We start from the raw sequence: 25,298 nt of genomic DNA, 5'->3' as shown, positions 1-25,298 counted from the left end.
GGCGTTGCCGACCTGATGGGCGAGGCAGAGTTCGGCGATCTCGCGCGGTGTGCCGGTCTGCTCCCAGGCCCAGTCGCGGAAGGTGGAGCGCATGCCGCGGGCCGAGCAGTCGTCCCGCCCGGCCCGGCGCAGGGCCCTGGTCACCGCGACATCCGTGCGCGGCTTGCCGGATCTCTGTCCGGGAAAGATCGGGCCGTCATCGAGGCCCCTGGCGTCCTCCAGAACCTCGAGCGCCGCTGCACTCGACGGCACCCGGTGGTCCCGCCGGGTCTTCATCCGCGCCGTCGGGACGGTCCAGATCCGCGTCTCGCGGTCGATCTCGCCCCAGCATGCGCCGCGCCCCTCGTCCAACCGGACGGCCGGGAGGGTGATGAACCTGAGGGCGAGGCCGCTGACGCTGTCCTGCGCAGCCGGTGCCTGCATCGCGCCCGGCAGGGCATCACGGGGCAGGGCCGGGTGATGATCGGGGCCCTCCGGGCGGTTGTCCGCCAGTCCGCCCGACGCGATCTCCACGGGGGTCTCGCCCGCATATTTCTCGTTGGCCTTCGCCCGGGCCATGATCGCGCGGAGCCGCTGCCGGACCCGGCGCGCGGTCTCCGGCCGCTCGAACCGGATGGCCTGCAGCACCCGCGCGATGTCCTGCCTGGTGATGCGGACGATGGGGATCTGGCCGAGCGTCGGGAAGACGTGCCGCTCCAGCGAGGCGATCCAGTGCCGCACATGGACGCCGCCGGGCTTCCACGTCGGCAGCAGCCCCGCGTAGACGGTCCGCGCCACCGTCTCGAAGCTCGGCGCGGGCCCGGCCGGGGCATTCGCCGCGACCGGGTCGCCGCCGCTCGTCGCGATCCCGCGCAGCTCGCCCGCCCGCTCCCGGGCCCCGGCAGGCCGACCGCCGGATCGCCGCCGAGGCCGATATCGCGGCGCCTGCCCCGCGCGGCGGCGCGGAGAATCCCGCTCCGGCTTCCCGGTCTGCGCTTCGCGGGCGGCGACCGCGGGCGCGCCGGCGGAGGGCCGGGCGGCCGGTCAGAAGGAGCGCGGCATGCCGAGCACGTGCTCGGCGACATAGGAGAGGATCAGGTTGGTGGAGATCGGCGCCACCTGGTAGAGCCGGGTCTCGCGGAACTTGCGCTCGACATCGTATTCCTCGGCGAAGCCGAAGCCGCCATGGAACTGGATGCAGGCATTGGCCGCCTCCCAGGAGGCCTTGGCGGCGAGATACTTGGCCATGTTGGCCTCGGCGCCGCAGGGCTGGCCGGCATCGTAGAGCGCGGCCGCCTTCCAGCGCATCAGGTTCGCCGCCTCGACCTCGATATAGGCCTCGGCGATCGGGAACTGCACGCCCTGGTTCTGGCCGATCGGCCGGCCGAAGACCTGGCGCTCGCCGACATAGGCGGTGACCTTGTCGGTGAACCAGTAGCCGTCGCCGATGCATTCGGCGGCGATCAGCACCCGCTCCGCATTGAGGCCGGTGAGGATGTACCTGAACCCCTTGCCCTCCTCGCCGATCAGGTTCTCGGCCGGGATCTCGAGATTGTCGAAGAACAGCTCGTTGGTCTCGTGGTTCACCATGTTGGGGATCGGCCGGACCGCCATGCCCGAGGCCATCGCCGCCTTGATGTCGACGAGGAAGATCGACAGCCCGTCGGATTTCTTCGCCACCTCGGCGAGCGGCGTGGTGCGCGCCAGCAGGATCATGTAGTCGGAATGCTGCACCCGGCTGATCCAGACCTTCTGGCCGTTGATCACCCAGCGGTCGCCGCGGCGCACCGCGGTGGTCTTGATCCGGGTGGTGTCGGTGCCGGTGGTCGGCTCTGTGACGCCCATCGACTGCAGCCGGATCCGGCCCTCGGCGATGGCCGGCAGGAACTCCCGGCGCTGCGCCTCCGAGCCGTGCCGGACCAGCGTGTTCATGTTGTACATCTGGCCGTGGCAGGCGCCGGAATTGCCGCCGGCGCGGTTGATCTCCTCCATGATGACGCTGGCCTCGGTGAGGCCGAGCCCCGAGCCGCCATAGGCCTCCGGGATCAGCGCCGCCATCCAGCCGGCGCGGGTCAGCGCCTCGACGAACTCCTCCGGATAGCCGCGCTCGGCGTCGATCCTGCGGTGGTACTCGGCGGGAAACTCGGCGCAGAGCGCGCGCACGCCCTCGCGGAGATCGGCATGGGGGTCGTCGGGGGCGGCGGCGGCGGGCATCGCGAACTCCTTTCGAGGCTCGAGGAACACCTATGCCCGGCCCGCGCGCAAGGCCAGAGAAATGCCGCGCCGGCGCCGCCGCGGGCGGCGCCCGGGCTCAGCCCTCGGCCACCAGCACCGCGGCGAGCCGCCCGGGCAGCGGCGCGAAGCCGTGGCCGGGGCGCTCCGGCGCGGTCATCTCGCCCGGCCCGCTCAGATCCAGCGCCGGCCCGGCGAGATCCGCCGCATAGAGCCGCCCGTCGGGGAAGATGTCGGCCGGGTAGTCGAGCCCCGGCAGCGTCGCCAGCGCCAGCGACACGCCCTGGCCGACGAAGGATTCGAGCATGCCGCCGACCCAGCAGGGAATTCCCGCCTCCCGGCAATAGCGATGGATCGCCAGCGCGTTGGTGAGCCCGCCGACGCGGCCGTGCTTGATGTTGAGCTTGCGCGTGGCGCCGGTCTCCACCGCCTGCCGCGCCGCCTCCAGCGAGGTGATCGATTCGTCGAGGCAGAGCGGCGTCTCGAGCTCGGCCTGCAGGCGGGCATGGTCGATCAGATCGGTCCAGCCGAGCGGCTGCTCGATCATCGCGAGGCCGAGCCCGTCGAGCGCGCGGAACACCGGCAGGTCCTCGAGCCCGAAGCCGGCATTGCAGTCGATATGCACCGGCACCCCCGGCGCCGCCGCCATCACCGCGGCGACCATCTCGGGCGTGCTGTCGCGGCGGTATTTCAGCTTGATCCGCCCGAAGCCGCCGGCCACCGCGCGGCCGACATGGGCGAGCAGGGCGGCGCGGTCCGCCTGCACCGGGATGTCCGCCCCGACCCGCACCTCGGGCGCGGCGCCGCCGATCAGCCGCCAGAGCGGCAGGCCGCGGGCCTTCGCGTGGAGATCCCACCAGGCGGTGTCGAGCGCCGCCTTGGCGAAGTAGTTGCCCTTGAAGCTGGCCAGCCGCGCCTGCAGCGCCGCGCCGGAGGCGATCTCCTGCCCGACCAGCAGCGGCGCGAAGACGTCGCGGATCAGCGCGAGGCAGCCGGTGGTCCATTCCGGCGAGAACTGCGGCACGGCATAGGGCGCGGCCTCGCCCCAGCCCACGAGATCGCCGCTGCGCATGCGCACCAGCACGGTGTCGATGGCATGCTCCTCGCTGAAGGCGGTCCTCCAGGGCTCCTTGAGGGGCATCGACACGTGGAACACCCGGATCTCGTCAATATGCATCGTCATCCTTCCTTGCGGGCATGGTCGTGCCCCGTCAGTTGTCCGGGTCGAGCTCGCCGAGCTGGTCCAGCGCCTCCTCGACCATGCGCAGCCGCGCGCGGCCCTCGGTGCCCACCAGGTCGTGCACCCGGGTGCAGATGAAATTGGTCAGGCTGATCACCCCGACATAGCTGTCGAACAGCGACATGCCCCGCACCTGGCAGGGGAAGGCCCAGGTGGCATGGCGCAGGGTGGTGACCGCCCGGCGGTCGGTGACATAGGCGATCGGCACGCCGCGCTCGTGCATCATCCGCATCGCCGGGCCGAGCTTGGCGGCGCGCCGGCGCACGCCGAAGGCGAAGAGCAGGTCGTCCGGGCCCAGCGCGCCGATCTCCTCCATCAGCATCTGCCCGGCCCCCGGCACCAGCGCCACGTCCGGGCGCACCAGCACGAGCTGCCGGCGCATGTAGGAGGCGAAGAAGTAGCTGTTGCGATAGCCGAGGCAGACCACCCGGCGGGCCGAGATGATGCGCCGGGCGACCTCCTCCACCGCGGCGCTGTCGATGGCCTCGATGGTCTGACGCAGGCAGGCGACATCGTTCTCGAGATGCGCCGCGAGGGTGCCGCGCCCGGCCTCCGGCGAGGCGGTGAGGAAGATCGGGTCGCCGGTGGTCTGGGCCTGGCGGAACTCGCGCTGCATCTCGCGGAAATCGCTGAAGCCGAGCCGCTTGACGAAGCGCGAGACCGCGGCCTTCGAGGCGCCGGCGATCGCGGCCAGCTCGGTGGCGGAATGCAGCAGCACCTCGTTGGGATATTCCAGCACGCGATCGGCCAGCGCGCGCTCGCTCTTCGGCATCTGCTCGTAGACGGAGCGGATGTGCCGCTCGATCGCCCGCGGCCTCGCGGTCGACGGATCGTCCTTCGTCATCGGACCTCCCCTTTCGCGCTCATGAAACTAGAATTTCACAAGCTTGACAAACTAAAATTTGTGTTTCAGCCTTTTCCGCAACGCCGCAAGAGACGCCACAGATTTCCGAGCGAACGGCAACGGGCGCCCTGTTCAACAGAGGAGACACGACATGCTTCGAGGATCGAAACCCCTGGTTGCCGCCGCACTGGCGCTGGGGTTCGCGCTGCCGGCATCGGCGGGCGACATCGTCTGGGCGCGGGACGGCGACATCGATTCGCTCGATCCGCACCGCGCCACCTCCACCCTCTCCCGGCAGGTCTGGTACCAGATCTACGATTCGCTGCTCGAATTCGACGACAGCGGCACCCCGGTGCCCAACCTCGCCAAGAGCTGGACCGTGTCGGAGGACGGCACCGAGGTGGTCTTCAGCCTGCACGAGGGCATCCTCTGTCACGACGGCAGCGCCTTCGACGCCGACGACGTGCTCTGGACCGCGAACCGGGCGCTGTTCTCCGACAATCCGAGCCTCACCAAGGCAAGCTGGGGCGAGGTCACCGCGGTCGACAAGGTCGATGCGCTGACCGTCTCGTTCAAGCTGGCCAAACCGTTCGGCGCCTTCGTGCCCTTCATGGCCGACCAGTTCACCGCGATGCTCTGCGACAGCAATGCCGGGGCGGATGATTTCGGCACCGGCTCGGCGATCGGCACCGGCCCCTGGCAGCTCGCCTCCTGGACCAAGGGCTCCGAGCTCGTGCTCGGCCGCAACGACGGCTATGTCAACCACGGCCGCCCGGTCGACAACCCCGGCGCCGCCATGGCGGAGCGGCTGGTGATCCGCACCATGCCCGAGGCGCAGACCCGGATGGCCGGCCTGCGCACCGGCGAGCTCGACGTCATCGTGCCGCCGATCCAGGAGGTCAAGGCGCTGCAGGAGGACGCCTCGGTCGAGGTGCATGTCGCCTCCGGCACCGGGCAGAACATGTTCCTGCAATTCGCCGTCAACCGCCCGCCCTTCGACGATGCCCGCGCCCGCCGGGCGGTCTCGCACGCGATCAACAAGGACATCGCGATCAAGATCGTCTACGGCGACCTGGTGGAGCGGCAGTATTGCCCGCTGTCGCGCGGGGTGTTCGGCAACGACCCGGAATTCTGCCAGCAGCACGACCAGGACTACGACCCCGAGAAGGCCAAGGCGCTGCTCGCCGAGCTCGGCTACGGGCCGGACAGGCCGATGGAGGTGATCCTTGCCACCTGGACCGGCGACAGCCGCGAGCGGATGCTGCAGGTGATCCAGAACATGCTCGGCAAGGTCGGCATCAAGGCCAGCATCGAGGTGATGGATATCGGCACGCTGAACGCCCGCGACACCCAGGAGAACAACAAGGCCGAGGGTCCGGGCTACATGGACCTGATGGGCTGGACCTGGTTCGACCCGGATCTGCTCTACCTGCTCTGGCATTCGCCGGGCGCCTATGAGGGCTTCCACACGCCCGAGCTCGACGCCCTGCTCGAGGCGAGCCGCACCACGGTCGATCCGGCGCAGCGCGCCGAGGTGGTGAAGGCGATCTTCAAGGTGCTGCTCGAGGAGGCGGCGCAGGTGCCGATCTACACCCCCGGCTGGCTCTGGCTCTATGCCGTCTCGGCCGAGAACCCGGGCTTCAAGATCGGCCCGTTCAACCGCGCCCAGTTCACCGCGATGGCGGCCCCCTGAGCCCGCGCCCGGGCGGCGGCAGCGGCTGCCGCCCGGACCCCGTGCCACCCCCCGAGGGAGCATCATGGCCCGATACCTGCTGCAGCGCGTCTTCGCGGCGATCCTGACGGTCTTCGTCACCACCATCGCCGTCTCCATGCTGATCCATCTGGTGCCGGGCGATCCGGTGCAGATCATGTATGCCCAGAGCCAGGGCACCACGCCGGAGCAGCTCGAGGAGGTGCGCGCCCGGCTCGGGCTCGACCGGCCGCTGGTGGAGCAGTACGTCACCTATATCGGCCGGGTGCTGCAGGGCGATCTCGGCCACACCATCCGCGGCGAGCAGCCGGTGCTCGAGCTGCTGCTGCTGCGCCTGCCCAACACGCTGGTGCTGGCGAGCGCGGCGCTGCTGATCGCCGCCACCATCGGCATGACGCTGGGCTTCGTCGCGGCCTACAAGCGCGGCACCTGGATCGACACGGTGCTGATGACGACGGCGATCCTCGGGGTCTCGATGCCGCATTTCTGGCTCGGGCTGATCCTGCTGTTCTATTTCGCGGTGCAGCTGCAGTGGTTCCCGGTGGCCGGCAACGGCATCGAGAACCTGGTGCTGCCGGCGGTGACGCTGGGGCTGACCAACGCGGCGATCATCGCGCGGCTGACCCGCTCCTCGATGATCGACATCTTCGACCAGGACTTCATCCGCACCGCCCATGCCAAGGGGCTGCCCAAGGCGGTGGTGCTGTCGCGCCATGCGCTGCGCGCCGGGCTGGTGCCGATCGTGACGATGATCGGGCTGCAGTTCACCTACATGATGGGCGGCGCGATCGTGGTGGAGAACGTGTTCGGCTGGAACGGCGTCGGGCGCATGGCGATCCAGGCGATCTTCCAGCGCGACTACCCGCTGATCCAGGGCTTCATCCTGATGTTCGCGGTGGTGGTGGTCACCGTCTCCCTGCTGATGGACCTGATCTATGCGTGGCTCGATCCGCGCATCCGGCGATAGGGAGGCCGCGATGCAGAACCGCGTGAACCGTGCCGTGGAGCTCGCCGAGGCGGCCGGCGCGATGCCCGGCCCGGCCGGGGAGGAGAGCTATCGCCGGCCCGGGATCTGGCGCCGCCTGCGCGCCCTGCTCGCCGCGGCGACGGTGAACCGCGGCGCCCGGATCGGCCTCGCGCTGGTGCTGGCCCTGGTCTTCGCCGCCGTCTTCGCACCCTGGATCGCGCCCTTCGACCCGGACGAGATGGGCGCCGGCATGTTCCTCTCGCCGCCGAGCGCCGCGCACTGGTTCGGCACCGACGAGTTCGGCCGCGACATCTTCAGCCGGGTGATCCACGGCGCGCGGCTGACCATCCAGGTCGGCGTCATCGCGGTCGGCATCTCGCTGACCGTCGGCACGCTGGTCGGCCTCGTCGCCGGCTATGCCGGGGGCTGGACCGAGCGCATCCTGATGCGGCTGGTGGACGTGGTGTTCTCCTTCACCGAGACGCTGATCGCGCTGGCCGCGGTGGCGGTGATGGGGCCGAGCCTGACCAATGCGATGATCGCCGTCGGCATCGCGGCGATCCCGTTCTATGCCCGCGTCGCCTACAGCGTGACGCTGGTCGAGCGCAACCGCGCCTATTTCGATGCCGCCTATGTTGCCGGCGCCGGGCACATGCGGCTGATCTTCGTGCATCTGCTGCCCAACATCCTGCCGCCGCTGATCGTGGTGGCGACGCTCGGGGTCTCCTCGGCGGTGCTGGCGGCGGCCGGGCTCAGCTTCCTCGGCCTCGGCGCGCAGCCGCCCTCGCCGGAATGGGGCGCGATGCTCTCGGCCGGGCGCGACTACTTCACCCAGGCCTCCTGGATCATGATCTATCCCGGCCTCGCGATCATGGTGGCGGTGCTCGCCTTCAACCTGCTGGGCGACGGCATCCGCGAGGCCCTCGACCCGCGGCAGAAACACAGATGACGGGGCCCGGCATGATCTCAGACACCCCCATCGCGGGCGCCCCCGCCCCGGAAGCCGCGGAAGCCGCGGAGACCGCCGGCCCGGTGCTCTCCGTCGAGGGGCTCTCGACCGAGTTCCGCACCGCCGCCGGCATCGCCCGCGCGGTGGACGGGCTCTCCTTCGAGCTCCGCCGCGGCGAGATCCTCGCCATCGTCGGCGAGAGCGGCTCGGGCAAGAGCGTCACCTCGCTCTCGATCATGGGGCTGATCCCCGATCCGCCGGGGCGCATCGCCGGCGGCCGGGTGATGTTCGGCGGGCAGGACCTGACCCGGCTGGGCGAGCGCGAGATGCAGCGGCTGCGCGGCGACGGCATCTCGATGATCTTCCAGGAGCCGATGACCTCGCTCAACCCGGTGCTCTCGATCGGCCGGCAGATGACCGAGGGCATCATGCACCATCTCGGCCTCGGCCCGGCCGAGGCGCGCGCGCGGGCCATCGAGATGATGCGCCGGGTCAGCATCCCGGCGCCGGAGAGCCGCCTCGGGGCCTATCCGCACCAGTTCTCCGGCGGCATGCTGCAGCGGATCATGATCGCCATCGCGATGTCCTGCCACCCCAGGGTGCTGATCGCCGACGAGCCGACCACGGCGCTCGACGTCACCATCCAGGCGCAGATCCTCGACCTGATGCGCGAGATGCGCGACAGCACCGGCACCTCGATCATCCTGATCACCCACGACATGGGCGTGGTGGCCGAGACCGCCGACCGCGTGGTGGTGATGTATTGCGGCCGCAAGATCGAGGAGGCCGGCGTGCGCGATCTCTTCGCGCGGCCGCGCCATCCCTATACCCGCGGGCTGCTCGGGGCGCTGCCGGTGCTGGGCCAGGCCGGCGCGGTCGGCAGCGGCGCGCTCAGCGAGATCCCCGGCGTGGTGCCGGCGCTCACCGCGCTGCCCGCCGGCTGCCGCTTCTCCGACCGCTGCGCGCTGGCCACCGAGCGCTGCCGGGCCGAGCCGCCGCCGCTCGAGGAGCCGGCGCCGGGGCACCGCGTCGCCTGCTGGCATGCCGATGCGGCGGAGGCCGGGGCATGAGCGCGCCGGGCACCGAGCCGCAGCCGATCCTTGAGCTCGAGGATCTGGTCAAGTCGTTCCCGGTGCAGCGGGGCCTGCTCGGCGGCGGCCGGCTGCTGCACGCGGTCAACCGGGTCTCCCTCGCGATCCGCCCCGGCGAGACCCTCGGCCTCGTCGGCGAGAGCGGCTGCGGCAAGTCCACCGTCGGCAAGGCGATCATGAAGCTGCACGAGCCGACCAGCGGGCGCATCCTGGTCGACGGGCAGGACATCGCCGCCCTCGGCCGCGCCGCGATGAAGCCGGTGCGGCGCCGGGTGCAGACGATCTTCCAGGACCCCTTCGCCTCGCTCAACCCGCGCATGACTGCCGGCGAGATCGTCGCCGAGCCGCTGACGATCCACGGCCTCGCCTCGGGCGCGGCGAAGTGGCGGATGGTGGCGGAGACCTTCCGCAAGGTCGGCCTGCGGCCCGACCAGATGGCGCGCTACCCGCACGAGTTCTCCGGCGGCCAGCGCCAGCGCCTGTCGATCGCCCGGGCGCTGGTGGTCGGCCCCGAGCTGATCGTGGCCGACGAGCCGGTCTCGGCGCTCGACGTCTCGATCCAGGCCTCGGTGATCAACCTGCTGGTGCGGCTGCAGCAGGAGATGGGGCTGGCGCTGCTGTTCATCTCGCACGACATGAGCGTGGTCGAGCATGTCAGCCACCGCGTCGCGGTGATGTATCTCGGGCGGATCGTCGAGACCGCGCCGCGCGAGACGCTGTTCGCCGGCCCGCGCCATCCCTATACCGAGGCGCTGATCTCGGCCGTGCCGGTGCCCGATCCGGCGCGCCGCAGCCGGCCGCGGATCGTGCTGAAGGGCGATGTGCCGAGCCCGATCGACCCGCCCTCCGGCTGCCCCTTCCGCACCCGCTGCCCGCTCGCCGCGGAGATCTGCGCCAGCGCCGTGCCGCCGCTGGTCGAGGGCGCAGGGGGCCATGCCGTGGCCTGCCATCTGCGCGCGCCGGAGGCGGCGGCATGACCATCGGGATCGGCGCCGCCGGGCAGAATGCCGGGCTCGCGGTGTTCCGCGCGCTGCAAGCGGCGGAGCGCGTCGGGCAGGGCGCCATCGGCGGCTTCGCGGTGTTCGCCGCGATCGATGCCGCCGGCCGGCTGCACCGCGCCGAGACCCAGCGCGGCGGCACCGCGACGCTGTTCACCGAGGGCGAGCGCACCGGCACCCCGCCGCCGCCGGAGATCGCCGCCGCGCCCGTCGCCGCGGTGATGTCGAGCGGGCCGGACCGGCCGGCGCCGCTCAGCCGGTTCCTCGCCGCCGACCCGGCCGCCGGCCTCGTCACCGGGCACCGGCTGCCGAACACCCCCGGCGCCGACGGCCGCGCGGTGAACGAGGCGGTGCTGGCCGGGATGGCGGCCGGGCTCGCGGCCGGCGAGGCGCTGGCGGCGGTGCTCGGCGCCAATCCGGAGATCGATGCCGGGATGATCGCGCTCGACCGCGCCGGCGGGGTGGCGGCGGGCAACAGCCGCCTCGTCGCCGGCCGGCCCGATCTCGGCACCGCCGGCCTGCGCCGCGGCGATGCGGCGGTGGAGGTGCTGCACAACGCGATCCGCCCCGCCGCCAGCCTCGCCCCGCTGGTCGCCGAGATCGCCATGGCGGTGCTGGCGCCGCCGCCCGCCGCCGCCGGCCATGCCGTGGTCGAGGCCGGCACGCCGCTGGCGCTCGGCCCGGCCAACCGCGTGGTGGTGGATGCCGGGGGCCGCGCGCTGCGGGTCGAGGTGACCGCGCCGCTGCTGCTCACCGGGCGGCTCGCCTGCGCGGCGGTGATGCTGGGGGCGGAGGTGGTGCATGACGGCACCTTGCTCGGCACCACGATGGAGGAACCCAACGTGCTGGTGGAGGGTGGGCGCATCCTGCGCCTGAGCGGGCAGGCGCGCTTCGCGATCCCCTATGCCGCCCCCGAAACGCCCTGAAAGGAGCCGCCTTGCCCTGTTCCAGCTCCGCCGCCCTGCTGCAGCGGCTGATCGCCTTCCCATCGGTGCACACCGCGCCGGACTATGCCGCGATCACCGACCATGTCATCGGCCTGCTCGCCCCCCTCGGCGTGCGCTGCCACCGGATGCCGGACGCCACCGGCACGCGGGCCGGGCTCTTCGCCGCCACCGGGCCGGAGGGGCCGGGCGGGGTGCTGCTCTCGGCGCATCTCGACGTGGTGCCGGCGGCCGGGCAGGACTGGAGCCTCGACCCCTTCGCCGGGATCCAGCGCGAGGGCCGGATCTTCGGCCGCGGCGCGACCGACATGAAGGGCTTCGCGGCCTGCGCGATCCGCGCCATGGCGCGGGCCGCGGGGCGGCGGCTGAAGCGCCCGCTGAAGCTCGCCTTCTCCTATGACGAGGAGAGCGGCTGCGTCGGCATCTCCGAGATGATCGGCGCGCTCGAGGACAGCATCGGCCGGCCCGAGCTCTGCCTCGTCGGCGAGCCGACGGGCATGCGCATCGCCACCGGGCACAAGGGCAAGCTCTCCTGCCGCGCCACGGTGCGCGGAGAGCCGGGGCACTCCGCCGAGGCGCCGCGCCATCTCAACGCGCTGCACCTCGCGGCCGATTTCGTCGGCGTGCTGCGCCGGATGCAGGCGGAGATCGCCGAGACCGGCGCGCGCAACCCGGCCTATGCGATCCCGCATGCGACGATCCATGTCGGCTGGCTCGCGGGCGGCACCGCGCTCAACATGGTGCCGGCGCGGGCCGAGCTCGAATTCGAGATCCGCCACCTCGCGGAGGACGACGTGGACGGCCTGCTCGCCCGGGTCCGGGCCGAGGCGGCGGATCTGGTCGCCGGGCTGCGCGCGCGCCACCCGGCCGCCGCGATCGGCATCCGTGAGATCAACCGCTATCCGGGCTTCGACCTCGCGCCGGGCAGCGCGGCGGAGGCCTTCATCGGCGCGGTCGGCGGCATCGGCCCGACCACCAAGGTGAACTACGGCACCGATGGCGGGGTGTTCGCGGCGGCGCTCGGCCTGCCGGTGATCGTCTGCGGGCCGGGCGACATGGCGCAGGGCCACAAGCCCGACGAGTTCATCGAACTTGCCGAGCTTGCCGCCTGCGATGCCATGCTCGACCGCATCGTCGATCGGCTCGGCTGAGGGCTCAGACCTCGACCACCACCTTGCCGATGGCCTGCCCGCCGGTCAGCCGGTCATGCGCGGCGCCGACCTCGGCGAGGGTGAAGCGCGCCTCGTCGAGCATCGGGACGAGCGCGCCGGCATCGACGATCTCGGCCAGCCGCGCCAGGATCGCGCCATGCGCCTCGCGCCCGTGGTCGTGCAGCATCGGGATCAGCATGAACACCACATGCAGCGACAGGCCCTTGAAATGCGCCGGGCTCAGGTCGAGCTCGACCAGCGAGACCGTGGTGGCGACATGGGCATTGAGCGCCGCGGCGGCGAAGGAGTTGGTGAGGTTGGCGCCGCCGACGGTGTCGAAGACCACGTCGAAGCCGGCGCCGCCGGTGTGCCGGGCGACATAGTCCTCGACCGTCTCGGCGCGGAAGTCGATCGCGGTGGCGCAATAGCCCTCGATCGCGCCGAGCTGCTTGCCGCCGGTGCCGGTGGCGAAGACCTCGGCGCCGAAATGCCGCGCGAGCTGCACCGCGAGATGGCCGACCCCGCCGGCGCCGCCATGCACGAGGATCATCCGCCCGGCACCCTGCCCGGCGCCGATCCCGGCGCGCAGCAGCCCCTCATAGGCGGTGATGCCGACCAGCGGCAGCGCCGCCGCCGCGCGCATCGAGAGCGCCGCCGGCTTCCGCGCGATCAGCCGCGCATCGGCGAGCATGTATTCCGCCAGCGCGCCCTGCAGGCCGACCAGCCCGCCGGCGCAGCCATAGACCTCGTCGCCCGGCGCGAAGCCGGTGACGCCCGCGCCGACCTCCTCGACGGTGCCGGCGAAATCCATGCCGAGCACGGCGGGCAGCTCCGGCGCCAGCGGCAGGTTCTCGCGGCCGAGCTGGCGGATCATCGTGTCGACCGTGTTCACGCTGGTCGCGGCGACGCGCAGCACCACATGGCCCGGCTTCACCGCGGGGCGGGGCAGCTCGGCCGGCTCGAAGGCGGCGGTCTCGCCATAGGCGTTGAGGATCATGGCTTTCATCGGAAGGCTCCCGTTGCGTTCTGGATCGCCCCCTAGATAACCCCTCCGGAATTCCGTTGAATTCGTCGATTCAGAGCTTCAGTGTTCGGAAACCGGATACAATCGCGCCACGAACGCCGCCGGGCTTGATCCCCGGCCCGCGCTGTCGGATAGCCTGAGGGCCCAAGGAGGTGCCGCGCATGGGAACCCTGACACGCCGGACGACCGCCCTTCGCCGGGCCCTGCTGGCCGCGCTGGCCGCCCTGGTGCTCGCCGCGGCGCCGGCCCGCGCGCTCGATCCGGGGGCGGCGCGCAGCCTCGTCGAGGGCGCCATCGCCGACATCATCGCGCTGCTCGCCTCCGGCGCCGGGCCGGAGCGGGCGGTGCCGGAGTTGCGCCGGATCATCGAGACGCGCTCCTCGGTGCCGGCGCTGGCGCGCTATGCCGCCGGGCCCCACTGGGCGGGGATGGACGAGGGCCAGCGCGCGCGCTTCACCGATGCCTTCGCGGCCAGCGTCTCGGCCACCTATGGCCGGCAGTTCGCGGGCTACGACGTCCGGGCCGAGGACCTGCACCGCCATGTCGCGGTCTCCGGCGTCACCGATGCCGGGGCCAAGGGGCTCTACGTCCGCGTCGCGATCACCCCGCCGGGCGCGCCGGCGGTGGAGATGGGCTTCCTGGTCAGCGACCGGCCCGGCCGGCCGGTGATCGTCGACATGACGGTGGCGGGGATCTCCCTCGCGATCACCCAGCGCGAGATCCTGCAGGACATGTTCGCCAGCCGCGGCGGCGATGTCGAGCGGCTGATCGCCGATCTCAGCGCGGCGGCGGATCGTCAGGCCGCGCCGGAGCTATGCCGGGCAGACGATCCTTTTCGGTGTTGAGCAGCGCCTCGATCTCGCGGGCGAACACCTCGGGGTCGCGCCCCGGCGGGATCGCCGGCAGGAAGCGCATGGTCACCAGCCCCGGGCGCTTGGCGGCGAAGCCCTTGCGCCACACCAGCCCGGCATTGTGCACCACCGGCACCACCGGCACGCCGAGCCGGGCATAGAGCAGCCCCAGCCCGCGGGCGAAGGGCGCGCGGGTGCCGGGGGCGAGGCGGGTGCCCTCGGGAAAGATCAGCAGGCTGCGCCCCCCGGCGACCGTTTTCTGCCCCTCGCGCAGGATGCGGCGGATGTTCTGCCCGGGCTGGTCGCGGTCCACCGGGATCATCGGCGCATGCCGCAGCCCCCAGCCGAAGACCGGGATCTTCATCAGGCTGCGCTTGGTGATGATGTTGGCCTTCGGCGCGAAGACGCTGAGCGCGATGGATTCCCAGGCCGACTGGTGGTTGGAGATGTAGAAGACCGGCTCGTCCGGCACCCGGTCGTGGCCCTCCAGGTGCCAGCGCACGCCGAGCAGCCAGCGCGCCATCCAGAGGAAGCCCCAGGACCAGCTGCGCAGCAGGAAGCGCACCTCCTCGGGCCGCCGGCGGATCTGGAAATAGGTCACGATCGCCAGCCCCTGGCAGAGGCTCATCACGATCACCGCGAGATCGAAGATCCGGGTCCGGATCCAGGCCAGTGCCACCGCCGCCTTGCTCTCTGTCCCTGCCATTGCCCCTCCCGGTGGTCCCGCCCCCCTGCCGGCTATGAATTGACATCCCCCGGCGCAAGCCCTTTTTTGGCCTGCCCGCCCGGACGGGCCCTTTTCCCGCAAGTTTTCCGAAAGTTTTCCGCAAGGACTCGTGCATGACCCGCTGCGTGGCGCTGATCCCGGCCTATAACGAGGTGCAGACGATCCGCGCGATCGTCGCCGCCACGCTGCCCCATGTCGATGCGGTGATCGTGATCGACGACGGCTCCACCGACGGCACCGCGGAGGCGCTCGAGGGCAGCGGCGCGCGGGTGATTCGCCACGCCGAGAACCGCGGCAAGGGCCCCTGCCTGGTCGAGGGGCTCGATCTCGCGGTCGCCGAGGGCGCCGGGGCGGTGATCACCCTCGACGGCGACGACCAGCACGACCCGGCCGACATCCCCGCCTTCCGCGCCCGCGCCGCCGAGGCCCCCGGCGCGCTGGTGCTGGGCGACCGCTCGGCCGACATGGCCAACGTGCCGAAGGGGCGGGGGCGCTCGATCCGGCTCAGCAACTTCTTCATCGGCTGGGGCTGCGCCCGGCGGATCACCGATGCGCAATGCGGGATGCGGCTCTATCCCGCGGCGATGTGGCGGGCGCTCAGGATCCCGCGTTCCTACTGCCGCGGCTTCGTGTTCGAGACCGCGCTGCTGCTGCACGCCGCCGATATCGGCACCCGCTTCGTCACGGTGCCGGTCCGGGCGCGCTATGGCGGCCACCTGCGGCGGGCCAGCCATTTCCGCCCGGTGGCCGACTTCGTGGCGATCACCCTGGCGATCACGCGTTTCATCGTCAGCCGGGGCTTCCGCCCGCGCGGGCTATTGATTGCGCTCGGACTGCTGCGCTAAGCCTGACGCATTCGTGAAATCTGGGGGTACGCCCGATGACCTTTACCCGTTTCGCCGCGGTCGCGGCCATGACGCTCGCCCTTGCGCTCGCGGGATGCCGCTCCGCCCCGCTGCTCGACATCAAGGGCGCGCCCTATGGCGCGGCGACCTCCTACCAGCGGCTGTCCTACCGCGACTACGAGAACGCCATCATCCGCGCCGGCACCAAGCGCAACTGGGTGTTCCGCCGCATCGGGCAGGGCCATCTCGAGGGCTCGCTCACCGTGCGCGGCAAGCACAACGCGGTGGTCGACATCTATTTCGACACCGAGAGCTTCTCGATCATCCACAAGGCCTCGAGCGGGCTCGACTACAACCCCGGCCAGGGCACGATCCATTCCAACTACAACGCCTGGATCCAGAACCTCGAGAACGACATCCGCGCCGAGGTGCAGCTCCTCCGGGCGAGCTGAGGCGTGGCCGCCGCGCCGCAGGCCGGCCGGGTGCTGTCCCTGCCGCAGGGGATCCCGGCCGAGGCGGCCTGTCTCGACGGGCATTTCCCCGGCCGCCCGGTGGTGCCGGCGGCGGTGCTGCTGGGCGAGGCGCTGGCCTGGCTGGCCGAGCTCGGCCACGAGGTGCGCGGCGTGCGGCGGGTGAAGTTCGTCGCCGCGCTCGGCCCCGGCGAGCCCTTCGAGATCCGCGCCGTGCCGGGGCGCGGCGGGCTCGCGCTGCGCTGGCTGCGCGGCGACACCCTGCTGGCCGAGGGCAGCGTCACGCTCGCGCCCGCGGATGGCTGAGGAGGCCGCGGGCTGGGTCCGGCAGGGCGAGAGCGGCACCGGCGCGGGCTTCCGCGTCATGGGCTGGATCACGCTGAACACGCCCGAGCCGCTCTCCCGCGCGGTGATCTGGCTGCTGGCGGCGGGCTTCGCCGCCTGGCCCGGGCGGCCGGAAAACGCCGCCTCGCGCCGCTATCTCTCGCGCATTCTCGGCCGGCCGGCACGGTTCGCCGACCTGCACCGCCACGCCTTCCTCTTCGGGCTGATGCTGCGCGACCGGGCGCGGCTGCTGACCGGCGGCGGCGCGGGCTTCACGCTCGCCGCCACCGGCGCGCAGGCGGTGCACGAGGCGCTGGCGGCGGGCCGCGGCGGGGTGCTGCTCGGCGCGCATTTCGGCAGCTTCGAGGCGCTGCGCGCCTATGACCGGATGCTGCCCGGGCTCACCGTGCGCTACATGATGTATGACGGCGCCGCCGCGGCCTCGACACGGGTCTACGGCGCGCTCAACCCCGAGGTGGCGGCGCGGGTGATCCCGCTCGGGCAGGGGCCGCAGGCCATGCTGGCGGCGGCCGAGGCGCTGGAGCGGGCCGAGTTCGTCGCCTTTCTCGGCGACCGGCTGCCGGGGCGCGAGAGCCGCTCGCAGGCGCGCATCGGCTTTCTCGGCGGGCATGTCCGGGTGCCGCTCTCGCCCTATCTTGCCGCGATGGCCGCCGGCGTGCCACTCATCCTCTGCGCCGCGCCGCGGGTCGGGAGGGACAGCTATGCGATCGAGTTCCACCTGCTGCATGACGGCCGCCCGGTGCCGCGGGCGGAGCGCCGCGCCGAGGCCGCGCGGCTGGCCGCGGCCTATCTCGGCCATCTCGAGGATCTGTGCCGCCGCCATCCTTACAACTGGTTCAATTTCTTCGATGTCTGGGGCGAGTGAGCCGGCCTGCAGCGCGCCGATGCCGGCCGGCGTCGGCGCGGCCCTCGCCGCGCGCTCCGGCGCCGGGCCGGAGACCCCGCTGCCCTATACCGAGGAGATCAGCCACCCCGCCCTCGCCGCGCCGGAGATCGCCCGCGGCCGGTTTCGCCGGGCGCCGGACGGCGCGCTGATCCGCGAGCAGACCGCGCCGCGCGAGGAGACCTCGCGGATCGGCGCCGGCTACATCACCGTGATGCGCCCCGGCGAGACCGGCACGGAGCTGCTCCCGATCCCCGACGAGATGGCCCCGATGCTCGATGCCATGCGCGCGCTGCTGGCCGGCGCGCCGGAGGCGGCGATCGCCCGCAGCAGCGCCGAGCTTGCCGCGGCGCCGGAGGGCTGGCGCCTCGCGCTCGGCTTCGCCGGCGGCGGGCCGGGGCTGACGCTGTACGGCTGCGGCGACCGGCTGACCGGGCTCGAGATCGCCGAGCCCGGCGGCACCCGCCGGCGCATCCGCTTCGGCGCCCCATGACCCGCTGGCTCGCGGGGCTTGCCGTGCTCGCGGCGCTGGCGGCGGGGCTCACCCAGATCGGCCTGCGCACCGATGCCGGCAGCGCCCTCGGCGGCGACGGCCCGGCGGCGGCGCTGCTGGAGCGCCCCGAGGGCCGGCAGGTGACCCTCGCGCTCATCGGCCCCGACCGCGACGCCCGCGCCGAGGCCGCCCGCGGCATCGCCGCCGCGCTCGCCGCCGATCCGCGCATCGCCGCCGCCCGCACCGGCATCACCCCGGACCGGCCGCTGCTCGACTGGCTCTGGCGCCACCGCTTCCGCCTCGCGCCGCCGGCGCCGGAGGACCTCGCCCCCGCGGCGCTCGCGGCGCGGCTCGCGGAGGCCCGCGCCGCGCTCACCGGCGCGCAGGGCGCGGTGCTGGGCGACCGGCTGCTGCGCGACCCGACCGGCAGCTTCGCCCGCCTCGTCGCCCGGCTCGCGGCCGCCGGCCCGGGGCTGCCCAGCCATCGCGGCGTCTGGCAGTCGCGCGACGACCGGGCGGCGCTGGTGTTCCTCGAGCTGGCGCCGGCGCCCTTCGATGTCGCGGCCATGCAGGCGCTCGCCGACAGGATCCGGGACATGGCTGCGGCGCGCGGGCTCGATGCCCGGCTCACCGGCCCGCGCATCGTCACCGCCGAGGTCAGCCGCCACGTGCAGCGCGCCTCGGCGACCGCGGTGGCGATCGCGCTGGCGCTGCTGCTCGGCTGGCTGGTCTGGACCCTGCGCTCGGCGCGCGGCGTGGCGGCGGTGTTCCTGCCGCTGGCGATCGGGGTGGCGAGCGCGGTGCTGGCGGTGGCGGCGCTGTTCGGCGCGGTGCACGTGATCGCCCTCGGCTTCGGCGGCGCGCTCACCGGGCTCGCCATGGACTATCCGCTGCATCTCGCGCAGCACCCCGGCGGCGCGGCGGCGCGGGCGCGGCGTCTGGTGCGGCTCGGCGCGGTGACCACCGCCGTGGCCTTCCTGGCGCTGACCGGCTCGGAGATCGAGGCGCTGGCGCAGACCGGGGTGTTCGTCGCCACCGGGCTCACCGTCTCGGCGCTGGCCGCCGGGCTGCTGGCGCCGCCTGCCGCGCCGCGCGCGCCGCAGCTGCCGCTGCCGCCGCGGCTGCGGCTGCCGGGGCGCGCCGGGCTCGAGCTGGCGCTGATCGGGCTCGGCCTCGCGGTGCTGGTGCAGCCCGGCGCCGGGCGCGAGCGGCTGTTCGAGCTGCCGCCGGAGACCGCGGCGACGCTCGCGGCGTTCCGCGACATGCTGCCGCTGCCCTCGGCGCGCTACCACATCGCGGTTGCCGGGCCGGATGCCGAGACGGTGCTGGCGCGCGGCGCGGCGCTCCTGCCGGTGCTCGAGGCGGCGCGGGCATCGGGCGATCTCGGCGGCGACTCGGCGCTGGCGCGGCATCTGCCGGCGCTCGGCGCGCAGGCGGCGGCGCTGGCCGCGCTGCCGGAGCCCGATGCGCTGGCCGCGGCGGCCGGCGCGGCGCTCTCCGCGGCCGGCATGGCGGAGGGCTTCGCCGGGGCGATCGCGGCGGCCTATGCCGAGGCGCTGCAGGCGCCGCCGGTGACCCCGGCGGATCTCGCGGCGCTGCCGGCGCTGGCGCCGCTCGCCGCCGGGCTCGAGACCGGCCCCGGCGGCGCGCGGGAGCGCATCCGCCTGAGCGGCCCGGTGGCGCCGGAGCGGCTCCGCGCCGCGATCGCCCAGGCCGGCATCGCGGGCACCCGGCTGGTCGACGGCGCGGCCGGGATCGCCGCGATGCTGGAGCGCATCCGCGGCGCCGTGCTGACCTGGTTCGCGGTCGGCGCCGCGGCGGCGTTCGGGGTGCTGGCGCTCGGCCTCGGCCGCTGGCGCCCGGCGCTGCGGCTGGCGCGCGGCACCGGCGCGGCGCTGGGGCTGGCGGCGGCGCTGCTCTGGCTGGTCTCCGGCCCGCCGGGGATCTTCCAGATCGTCGCGCTGACACTGGTGGTCGGCATCGGGATCGACTATGGCCTGTTCCTCGGGCTCGCCCGCGACGTTGCCGAGGACAGCGCGGCGCGGCGCTCGACCGGGCTCTGCGCCAGCACCACGCTGATCGCCTTCGCGGTGATGGCGCTGTCGCCGGTGGCGCTTCTCTCGGAGATCGGCCTGGCGGTTTCCATCGGGGTCGGAGCAATGTTACTCATGCATGCAACAATTCCGCCATGCCGAGACGCGAGACCGGCGCCATGACCCCTTCGCCCGAGACCGCCGCCGCCGCGGTGCCGCCGATCACCGCGACCGCGATCGCCACCTGCCTCGGCCGCGGCGCGGCGCCGCATCTGGCGGCGATGCGCAGCGGCCGCAGCGGGCTCGCGCCCTGCGACTGGGGCGGGCTGCCGATCGCCTGCCATATCGGCCGGGTCGCCGGCATCGAGGCGGACCCCTTCCCCGGCGATCTCGCGGCCTGGGACAACCGCGCCACCCGGCTGGCGCTCGCCGCGCTGGAGGCCGACGGCATCACGGGCCGCATCGCCGCCGCCCGCAGCCGCTGGGGCGCGGCGCGCTGCGCGGTGGTGATCGGCACCTCGACCTCCGGCGTCGAGACCCTGGAGCGGGCCTATCGCGCGCGGGCGGACGGCGCGCCGCTGGCGGCCGGCTACTCGCTGCGCCACCACAACGACCACCAGGCGGTGGCGGCCTTCCTGCAGCGGCTCTGCGGGCTCGACGGGCCGGCCTACACGATCTCCACCGCCTGCTCCTCCTCGGCCAAGGCGCTGGTCGACGCGGTGCAGCTGATCGAGGCCGGGCTGGCGGATGCGGTGCTCTGCGGCGGGGTCGACAGCCTCTGCCGCACCTCGCTCGCCGGCTTCGACGCGCTCGAGCTGGTCTCGCGCGCGCCCTGCCGGCCCTGCGACGCGGCGCGCGACGGGCTCTCGATCGGCGAGGGCGCGGCCTTCCTGCTGGTGGAGCGCGAGGGCAGCGGCCCGCGGCTCGCCGGCTTCGGCGAGAGCACCGACGGCACCAGCATGTCGACCCCGCCGGAGGACGGCGCCGGCGCCCATGCGGCGATGGCGGCGGCGCTGCAACGCGCCGGGATCGCGCCGGCGGCGGTCGGCTATGTCAATCTCCACGGCACCGCGACCCCGGCGAACGACAGCGCCGAATGCGCCGCGGTGGCGCGGCTCTTCGGGGCGCAGGTGCCGGTCTCCTCGCTGAAGGGGCTGGTCGGCCACACCCTCGGCGCCGCCGGGGCGGTGGAGGCGGTGATGGCGCTGATCGCGATGGAGGCCGGGCTGCTGCCGGGCAATGCCGGGCTGGCCACGCCGGACCCGGAGATCGCCTGCGCCGTGCTGGCCGAGAGCCGCGAGGCGCCGCTGAGCCATCTCCTGAGCAACGCCTTCGGCTTCGGCGGCAACAACTGCGCGCTGGTGCTGGCGCGGTGAGCGGGGGGCGCATGAAGCTGTCGGCGCGGATCGGGGGCGTCGGCCTCGCCGGCCCGGGGCTGGCCGACTGGCCGGCGCTGTCCGCCGCGATCGCCGGCGCGCCCTGGGCCCCGGAGCCGGGCTGGCAGCCGCAGCCGGCCTGCCTGCCCTCGCGCGCCGCGCGGCGGCTCAGCCCGACGATCCGGCTGGCGCTGATGGCGGCGGAGCAGATCGGCCCGGCGCTGCCGGCCGAGGCGGCCTGGGTGTTCGCCTCCTCGGTCGGCGAGGGCGAGACGCTGAACGTGATCCTCGAGGCGCTCCGGGCCGAGGCGCCGGCGATCCAGCCGCTCAGGTTCCAGAACGCGGTGCACAACGCCGCCGCCGGGCAATGGTCGATCGCCGCCGGGCTGCGCGGGCCCTCGACCAGCCTCGCCGCGCATGACGACACCGCCGGGGCGGCGCTGCTGAAGGCGCTGATGCAGCTGCGGCTCGAACGGCTGCCGGTGGGGCTGGTGGTCTATGACGCGCCGATGCCGCCGCCGCTGCACGAGAAGCGCCCCTTCGGCCTGCCGCTGGCGGTGGCGCTGGCGCTGGTGCCGGAGGGACCGGAGGCGCCGGGCCTGCGGCTCAGCGCGCGCCTCGCCCCGGCGGCGACGCATCCGCCCACGCCGCCCGGCACCGAGATCGGCCGCGCGCTGGCCGCCAGCGGCAACCCGGCCGCGGCGCTGCTGCCGCTGCTCGAGCTGCTGGCCGCGGAGCGCAGCGGGGTGGCGGCGCTCGGCCTGCAGGGCACGCAGGTGCTGGCGCTCGGCCTGGAGGCGGCATGACGCTGGACGCGGCGCTGTCCCGGATGCCGCATCGCGGGCCGATGCTGCTGATCGCGCGGGTGCTCGAGGCCGATCCCGAGCGCATCCTCGCCGAGGCCACCGACCACCGCGCGCCGGATCACCCGCTGCGCCGGCGCGGCCGGCTGATGACCGCGGCGCTGGCCGAGATCGGCGCCCAGGCCGCCGCCGCCCATGCCTCGCTGCACGGCATCGGCGGCGCGCATATCGGCATGCTGCTGGCGCTGCGCGACCTGGCGATCGGCGTGCCCGAGGCCGACGCGATTGCCGCCCCGCTGCGCGCCGAGGCCCGGCGCATCGCCGTCGACGGAATCGGCGCGCGCTATCGTTTCACGCTGGAGCCCCCCGGGGGCGGGCCGGCCGTGCTGGCCGGCGAGGCGCTCCTCAGCATCCGGGGGCTGGAATGAAGACCGCGCTCGTCACCGGGGCCTCGAGCCCGATCGGCGCCGCCATCGCCGAGGCGCTGGCACAGGAGGGCCATGCCGTGATCCTGCAGGCCCATCGCAACCTCGCCGGGGCGCAGGCCGCCGCCGCGCGGATCCGCGCCGCCGGCGGCGAGGCGCAGGCGGTCTCGCTCGACCTCACCGCCGATGCGGCGACCGACCGGCTCGCCGAGCTCGCCGCGGTCACCCCGATCGAGATCTTCGTCCATGCCGTCGGCGGCCAGCGCGACATGCCCTTCGCGGCGATGGAGCGGGAGGACTGGTCGGAGATCATCGAGCTCAACCTCTGCAGCTTCTTCGCGGCGCTGCGCCCGATCATCCTGCCGATGATGCGCCGGCGCTGGGGGCGGATCGTGGCGATCTCCTCGCTGGCCGCGGTGATGGGCAACCGCGGGCAGGCGAACTATGCCGCGGCCAAGGCCGGGCTGCACGCCGCGATCAAGTCGCTGGCCCGCGAATACGGCAGCCGCGGGATCACCGCCAACGCCGTCGCGCCGGGGCTGATCGACACGCCCGAGACCCGCGCGCTGGCGAATTTCGACGAGCTGCGCCGGCTGTCCCCGGCCGGCCGCGCCGGCACGCCGGAAGAGGTCGCGGCACTGGTGCGCTTCCTAATCTCGCCTTCCGCGGGTTATTGTTCCGGACAGGTGATTTGTCTCGATGGTGGCAGCAGTTGAACGCGCATGCAGAGAACGGACCCGAAGACGGGCAGGCGGTCGACACCTGCGACGCGCTGGTGCTGGGCGGCGGCCCGGGCGGCGCGGCCACGGCGATCCTGCTGGCCGAGGCGGGGCTCGATGTGGTGCTGGTCGAGAAGGACCGGCACCCGCGCTTCCATGTCGGCGAGTCGCTGCTGCCGCACAGCCTGCCGATCCTCGAGCGGCTCGGGGTGCTGGAGGCGGTGCGCGGCATCGGCGTCTACAAGCCCGGCGCCGAGTTCGTCAGCGAATGCGGCACCAAGACCGTGGTGTTCGACTTCGCCAACCAGCTGCTCGACGGGCCGGACCATGCCTTCCAGGTGCGCCGCGCCGAGTTCGACCGGATCCTCTTCGAGCGCGCCCGCGCGGTCGGCGTGACCACGCGCGAGGAGACGCTGGCCGAGGTGGTCTCCTGCGACAGCGAGCGCGCGGTGATCTCGCTGCGCGGGCCGGACGGCACCCGGCTGGTCGAGGCCGGGATCCTGGTCGACGCCTCCGGGCGCTCCACCGTCACCGCGCGGCTGCGCGCCGAGAAGACGCCGGACCCGCGCAACACCTCCGCCGCGATCTTCGCGCATTTCCGCGGCGTGCCGCGGGCCGAGGGGCCGGCCGGGGGCAACATCCGGGTGCATCTCACCGATCCCGGCTGGGTCTGGCAGATCCCGCTGCCGGAGGGCATGACCTCGATGGGGCTGGTGGCGCCGAAGGACTACATGCTGACCCGCAAGGGCGACATCGAGAGCTTCTTCCGCGGCCATTGCGCCCGGCACCCGGAGATCGCCCGCATCGTCGGGAACGCCGAATCGGCGGTGCCGATGGGCGCGACGGGGAACTTCTCCTACCGCGCCGCGGCGGCGCACGGGCCGGGCCACATCAAGGTCGGCGACGCCTACGGCTTCCTCGACCCGATCTTCTCCACCGGCATCCATCTGGCGCTGCTCGGCGCGGTCGAGGCGACGGAGGCGGTGGTCGCCGCCCGCGCCCGGCCGGCCGAGCGGGCGCGGATCATGGCGCGCTACGACCGCAACATGCGGGCGCGCCTCGACTACGCCTCCTGGTTCGTCTACCGGATCAACGAACCGGTGTTCCGGGAGATGTTCATGAACCCGCGGAACTTCCTCGGCATCGAGCAGGCGGTGATCTCGCTGCTCGCCGGGGATTTCCGCAAGGACTGGCGCCTGCGCTCGCGGATCTGGCTGTTCAAGGTCATCCGGCGCAGCGTCGAGCGTAACAAGGCATCCAAGGTGAAGGCCCATGCGTGACGAAGCGGGCGATATGGCGAGCCCGGAGCTGCGCCAGGAAGTGGCGGCGCTGATCATCGAGGCGCTGGTGATCGAGGACATCGCGCCGGAGGACATCGACCCCGATGCGCCGCTGTTCGGCGACGGGCTGGGGCTCGATTCGATCGACGCGCTGGAGCTCGCCTTCGCGATCAACCAGACCTACGGCTTCAAGCTGCGCTCCGACGACGACCGCAACGGCGAGATCTTCGCCTCGCTGAACGCCCTCGCCCGCCATATCGCGGAGAACCGGACGAAGTGACGCGCCGCGGCCGCTACGAGACCCCGGCGATGGTCGGGCTGGTCGCCGCCGCGATGCTGCTGGCCGGGCTCGGGGCGATCACGCCGCGGGCGCTCGACACGGTGTTCATCCTGGTGCTGGCGCTCGGGCTCTGGCGCGCCGGGCCGGGGGCCGGGCTGCCGCGGCGCGCGGCGCTGGGCGCGGCGGCGGGGCTGGCGGCGGGCGCGCTGGCGGCGCAGGCGCTCTGGCCGGGGCTGCGCTATGCGCCGTTTCTCGGGGTGCTGCTGATCCATCTCGCGGTGGCCTATGCCTTCCTGCGCGGGGTGCTGCCGGGGCGCACGCCGATCCTGCTGCAGGTGGTCCGCCAGATGGGGCTGGGCGACCGCGGCACGCCGGCGTTCCAGCGCTTCCTGCGGCGGCAGTGCTGGGTCTGGGCCGGGCTCGCCGCCGTCACCGCGCTGGCCGCCGCCATCGCCGTGGTCGCGCCGGCCTGGCGCGAGGCCGCCGGCGCCGCCACCACCGGCCTCGTCGTGGCGCAGGCGGTCTGGTTCGTCAGCACCCACCGCTATGCCAACCGGCGCTACCGGCGCCCGGAGACCTGGCGCGACACCCTCACCATCATGGCCCGCCCGGGGATCTGGGCGCGGCTGGAGATCTGA

At 73.4% G+C, this 25,298-nt stretch carries 27 protein-coding genes; 21 read left to right on the top strand and 6 right to left on the bottom strand.

Going from position 1 to position 25,298, the window contains the following annotated elements; all coding sequences use genetic code 11:
• The 4 genes from QSJ97_RS21080 to QSJ97_RS21065 all read right to left on the bottom strand — a co-directional run.
• Positions 1 to 777: tyrosine-type recombinase/integrase (locus QSJ97_RS21080; RefSeq protein WP_434220948.1), on the bottom strand; the 777-nt coding region annotated here is incomplete at its 3' end.
• A 246-nt stretch (positions 778 to 1,023) separates the two neighbouring features.
• Complete coding sequence (locus tag QSJ97_RS21075; RefSeq protein WP_285674242.1) at positions 1,024 to 2,193, bottom strand: acyl-CoA dehydrogenase family protein; 1,170 nt, start codon at positions 2,191 to 2,193, stop codon at positions 1,024 to 1,026.
• 97 nt (positions 2,194 to 2,290) lie between these two features.
• Positions 2,291 to 3,394 (bottom strand): o-succinylbenzoate synthase, encoded by a 1,104-nt coding sequence (gene menC, locus QSJ97_RS21070; protein ID WP_285674241.1) that lies wholly within the window; start codon positions 3,392 to 3,394, stop codon positions 2,291 to 2,293.
• 28 nt (positions 3,395 to 3,422) lie between these two features.
• Entirely contained in the window at positions 3,423 to 4,295 is an 873-nt protein-coding gene (locus QSJ97_RS21065) for a MurR/RpiR family transcriptional regulator (RefSeq protein ID WP_285674240.1), read from the bottom strand.
• Between the two features lie 151 nt (positions 4,296 to 4,446).
• Between QSJ97_RS21065 and QSJ97_RS21060 the strand changes: the two genes are divergently transcribed.
• From QSJ97_RS21060 to argE, 7 genes are all read left to right on the top strand, one after another.
• Positions 4,447 to 5,988 (top strand): ABC transporter substrate-binding protein, encoded by a 1,542-nt coding sequence (locus QSJ97_RS21060; protein WP_285674239.1) that lies wholly within the window; start codon positions 4,447 to 4,449, stop codon positions 5,986 to 5,988.
• A gap of 64 nt (positions 5,989 to 6,052) precedes the next feature.
• Positions 6,053 to 6,973, top strand: coding sequence for an ABC transporter permease (locus QSJ97_RS21055; RefSeq protein WP_285674238.1), 921 nt, complete (start codon positions 6,053 to 6,055; stop codon positions 6,971 to 6,973).
• A gap of 10 nt (positions 6,974 to 6,983) precedes the next feature.
• The gene (gene nikC / locus QSJ97_RS21050) at positions 6,984 to 7,922 is read left to right on the top strand and encodes a nickel transporter permease (protein WP_285674237.1); all 939 of its coding nucleotides are present in this window, start codon (positions 6,984 to 6,986) and stop codon (positions 7,920 to 7,922) included.
• A gap of 11 nt (positions 7,923 to 7,933) precedes the next feature.
• A complete protein-coding gene (locus QSJ97_RS21045) occupies positions 7,934 to 8,992 on the top strand; it encodes an ABC transporter ATP-binding protein (protein ID WP_285674236.1) in 1,059 nt (352 codons plus the stop codon).
• Positions 8,989 to 9,990, top strand: coding sequence for an ABC transporter ATP-binding protein (locus QSJ97_RS21040; protein ID WP_285674234.1), 1,002 nt, complete (start codon positions 8,989 to 8,991; stop codon positions 9,988 to 9,990). The genes QSJ97_RS21045 and QSJ97_RS21040 overlap by 4 nt, the downstream gene beginning before the upstream one ends.
• Positions 9,987 to 10,937 (top strand): DUF6963 family protein, encoded by a 951-nt coding sequence (locus QSJ97_RS21035; RefSeq protein ID WP_285674231.1) that lies wholly within the window; start codon positions 9,987 to 9,989, stop codon positions 10,935 to 10,937. Before QSJ97_RS21040 ends, QSJ97_RS21035 begins: the two co-directional genes overlap by 4 nt.
• An 11-nt stretch (positions 10,938 to 10,948) precedes the next feature.
• On the top strand, positions 10,949 to 12,106 hold the full coding sequence (gene argE, locus QSJ97_RS21030) for an acetylornithine deacetylase (RefSeq protein WP_285674229.1): 1,158 nt from the start codon (positions 10,949 to 10,951) through the stop codon (positions 12,104 to 12,106).
• Positions 12,107 to 12,110: 4 nt separating this feature from the next.
• On the opposite strand, the gene QSJ97_RS21025 is transcribed toward argE, so the two are convergent.
• Positions 12,111 to 13,112: a zinc-binding dehydrogenase gene (locus QSJ97_RS21025; RefSeq protein ID WP_285674227.1), complete on the bottom strand. Its 1,002-nt coding sequence runs from the start codon at positions 13,110 to 13,112 to the stop codon at positions 12,111 to 12,113.
• Between the two features lie 179 nt (positions 13,113 to 13,291).
• On the opposite strand from QSJ97_RS21025, the gene QSJ97_RS21020 reads away from it, so the two are divergent.
• Positions 13,292 to 13,975 carry an MlaC/ttg2D family ABC transporter substrate-binding protein gene (locus tag QSJ97_RS21020; protein WP_285674226.1) on the top strand — a complete coding sequence of 228 codons (684 nt, stop codon included), beginning with the start codon at positions 13,292 to 13,294 and terminating at the stop codon, positions 13,973 to 13,975.
• On the opposite strand, the gene QSJ97_RS21015 is transcribed toward QSJ97_RS21020, so the two are convergent.
• Positions 13,908 to 14,687 carry a lysophospholipid acyltransferase family protein gene (locus QSJ97_RS21015; protein WP_285674224.1) on the bottom strand — a complete coding sequence of 260 codons (780 nt, stop codon included), beginning with the start codon at positions 14,685 to 14,687 and terminating at the stop codon, positions 13,908 to 13,910. The two genes, QSJ97_RS21020 and QSJ97_RS21015, sit on opposite strands and share 68 nt — an antisense overlap.
• A gap of 134 nt (positions 14,688 to 14,821) precedes the next feature.
• Between QSJ97_RS21015 and QSJ97_RS21010 the strand changes: the two genes are divergently transcribed.
• The 13 genes from QSJ97_RS21010 to QSJ97_RS20950 are packed head-to-tail and all read left to right on the top strand — an operon-like array spanning position 14,822 to position 25,298.
• Positions 14,822 to 15,553 carry a glycosyltransferase family 2 protein gene (locus QSJ97_RS21010; protein ID WP_285674222.1) on the top strand — a complete coding sequence of 244 codons (732 nt, stop codon included), beginning with the start codon at positions 14,822 to 14,824 and terminating at the stop codon, positions 15,551 to 15,553.
• Between the two features lie 35 nt (positions 15,554 to 15,588).
• Complete coding sequence (locus tag QSJ97_RS21005; protein WP_285674218.1) at positions 15,589 to 16,005, top strand: hypothetical protein; 417 nt, start codon at positions 15,589 to 15,591, stop codon at positions 16,003 to 16,005.
• Positions 16,006 to 16,008: 3 nt separating this feature from the next.
• Positions 16,009 to 16,329, top strand: a complete 321-nt coding sequence (locus QSJ97_RS21000; RefSeq protein ID WP_285674217.1) for an ApeI family dehydratase — start codon at positions 16,009 to 16,011, stop codon at positions 16,327 to 16,329.
• Positions 16,322 to 17,233, top strand: a complete 912-nt coding sequence (locus QSJ97_RS20995) for a hypothetical protein (protein WP_285674216.1) — start codon at positions 16,322 to 16,324, stop codon at positions 17,231 to 17,233. The genes QSJ97_RS21000 and QSJ97_RS20995 overlap by 8 nt, the downstream gene beginning before the upstream one ends.
• A gap of 19 nt (positions 17,234 to 17,252) precedes the next feature.
• Positions 17,253 to 17,744, top strand: a complete 492-nt coding sequence (locus tag QSJ97_RS20990; protein ID WP_285674214.1) for a LolA-related protein — start codon at positions 17,253 to 17,255, stop codon at positions 17,742 to 17,744.
• On the top strand, positions 17,741 to 19,960 hold the full coding sequence (locus tag QSJ97_RS20985; RefSeq protein ID WP_285674212.1) for an MMPL family transporter: 2,220 nt from the start codon (positions 17,741 to 17,743) through the stop codon (positions 19,958 to 19,960). The genes QSJ97_RS20990 and QSJ97_RS20985 overlap by 4 nt, the downstream gene beginning before the upstream one ends.
• Positions 19,957 to 21,153 carry a beta-ketoacyl-ACP synthase gene (locus QSJ97_RS20980; protein ID WP_285674211.1) on the top strand — a complete coding sequence of 399 codons (1,197 nt, stop codon included), beginning with the start codon at positions 19,957 to 19,959 and terminating at the stop codon, positions 21,151 to 21,153. The genes QSJ97_RS20985 and QSJ97_RS20980 overlap by 4 nt, the downstream gene beginning before the upstream one ends.
• 11 nt (positions 21,154 to 21,164) lie before the next feature.
• Positions 21,165 to 21,959, top strand: coding sequence for a beta-ketoacyl synthase chain length factor (locus QSJ97_RS20975; protein ID WP_285674207.1), 795 nt, complete (start codon positions 21,165 to 21,167; stop codon positions 21,957 to 21,959).
• The gene (locus QSJ97_RS20970; RefSeq protein ID WP_285674206.1) at positions 21,956 to 22,384 is read left to right on the top strand and encodes an ApeP family dehydratase; all 429 of its coding nucleotides are present in this window, start codon (positions 21,956 to 21,958) and stop codon (positions 22,382 to 22,384) included. Before QSJ97_RS20975 ends, QSJ97_RS20970 begins: the two co-directional genes overlap by 4 nt.
• The gene (gene fabG, locus QSJ97_RS20965) at positions 22,381 to 23,097 is read left to right on the top strand and encodes a 3-oxoacyl-ACP reductase FabG (protein WP_285674205.1); all 717 of its coding nucleotides are present in this window, start codon (positions 22,381 to 22,383) and stop codon (positions 23,095 to 23,097) included. The genes QSJ97_RS20970 and fabG overlap by 4 nt, the downstream gene beginning before the upstream one ends.
• Entirely contained in the window at positions 23,094 to 24,380 is a 1,287-nt protein-coding gene (locus tag QSJ97_RS20960) for an NAD(P)/FAD-dependent oxidoreductase (RefSeq protein ID WP_285674204.1), read from the top strand. Before fabG ends, QSJ97_RS20960 begins: the two co-directional genes overlap by 4 nt.
• Positions 24,373 to 24,660, top strand: coding sequence for a phosphopantetheine-binding protein (locus QSJ97_RS20955; protein WP_285674202.1), 288 nt, complete (start codon positions 24,373 to 24,375; stop codon positions 24,658 to 24,660). The genes QSJ97_RS20960 and QSJ97_RS20955 overlap by 8 nt, the downstream gene beginning before the upstream one ends.
• Positions 24,657 to 25,298, top strand: a complete 642-nt coding sequence (locus QSJ97_RS20950) for a hypothetical protein (protein ID WP_285674200.1) — start codon at positions 24,657 to 24,659, stop codon at positions 25,296 to 25,298. The genes QSJ97_RS20955 and QSJ97_RS20950 overlap by 4 nt, the downstream gene beginning before the upstream one ends.

Origin of the sequence: Paralimibaculum aggregatum (assembly GCF_030270585.1) — a bacterium.
Lineage (GTDB): Bacteria > Pseudomonadota > Alphaproteobacteria > Rhodobacterales > Rhodobacteraceae > Thermohalobaculum > Thermohalobaculum aggregatum.
This window is presented reverse-complemented; position numbering and strand designations above follow the sequence as displayed.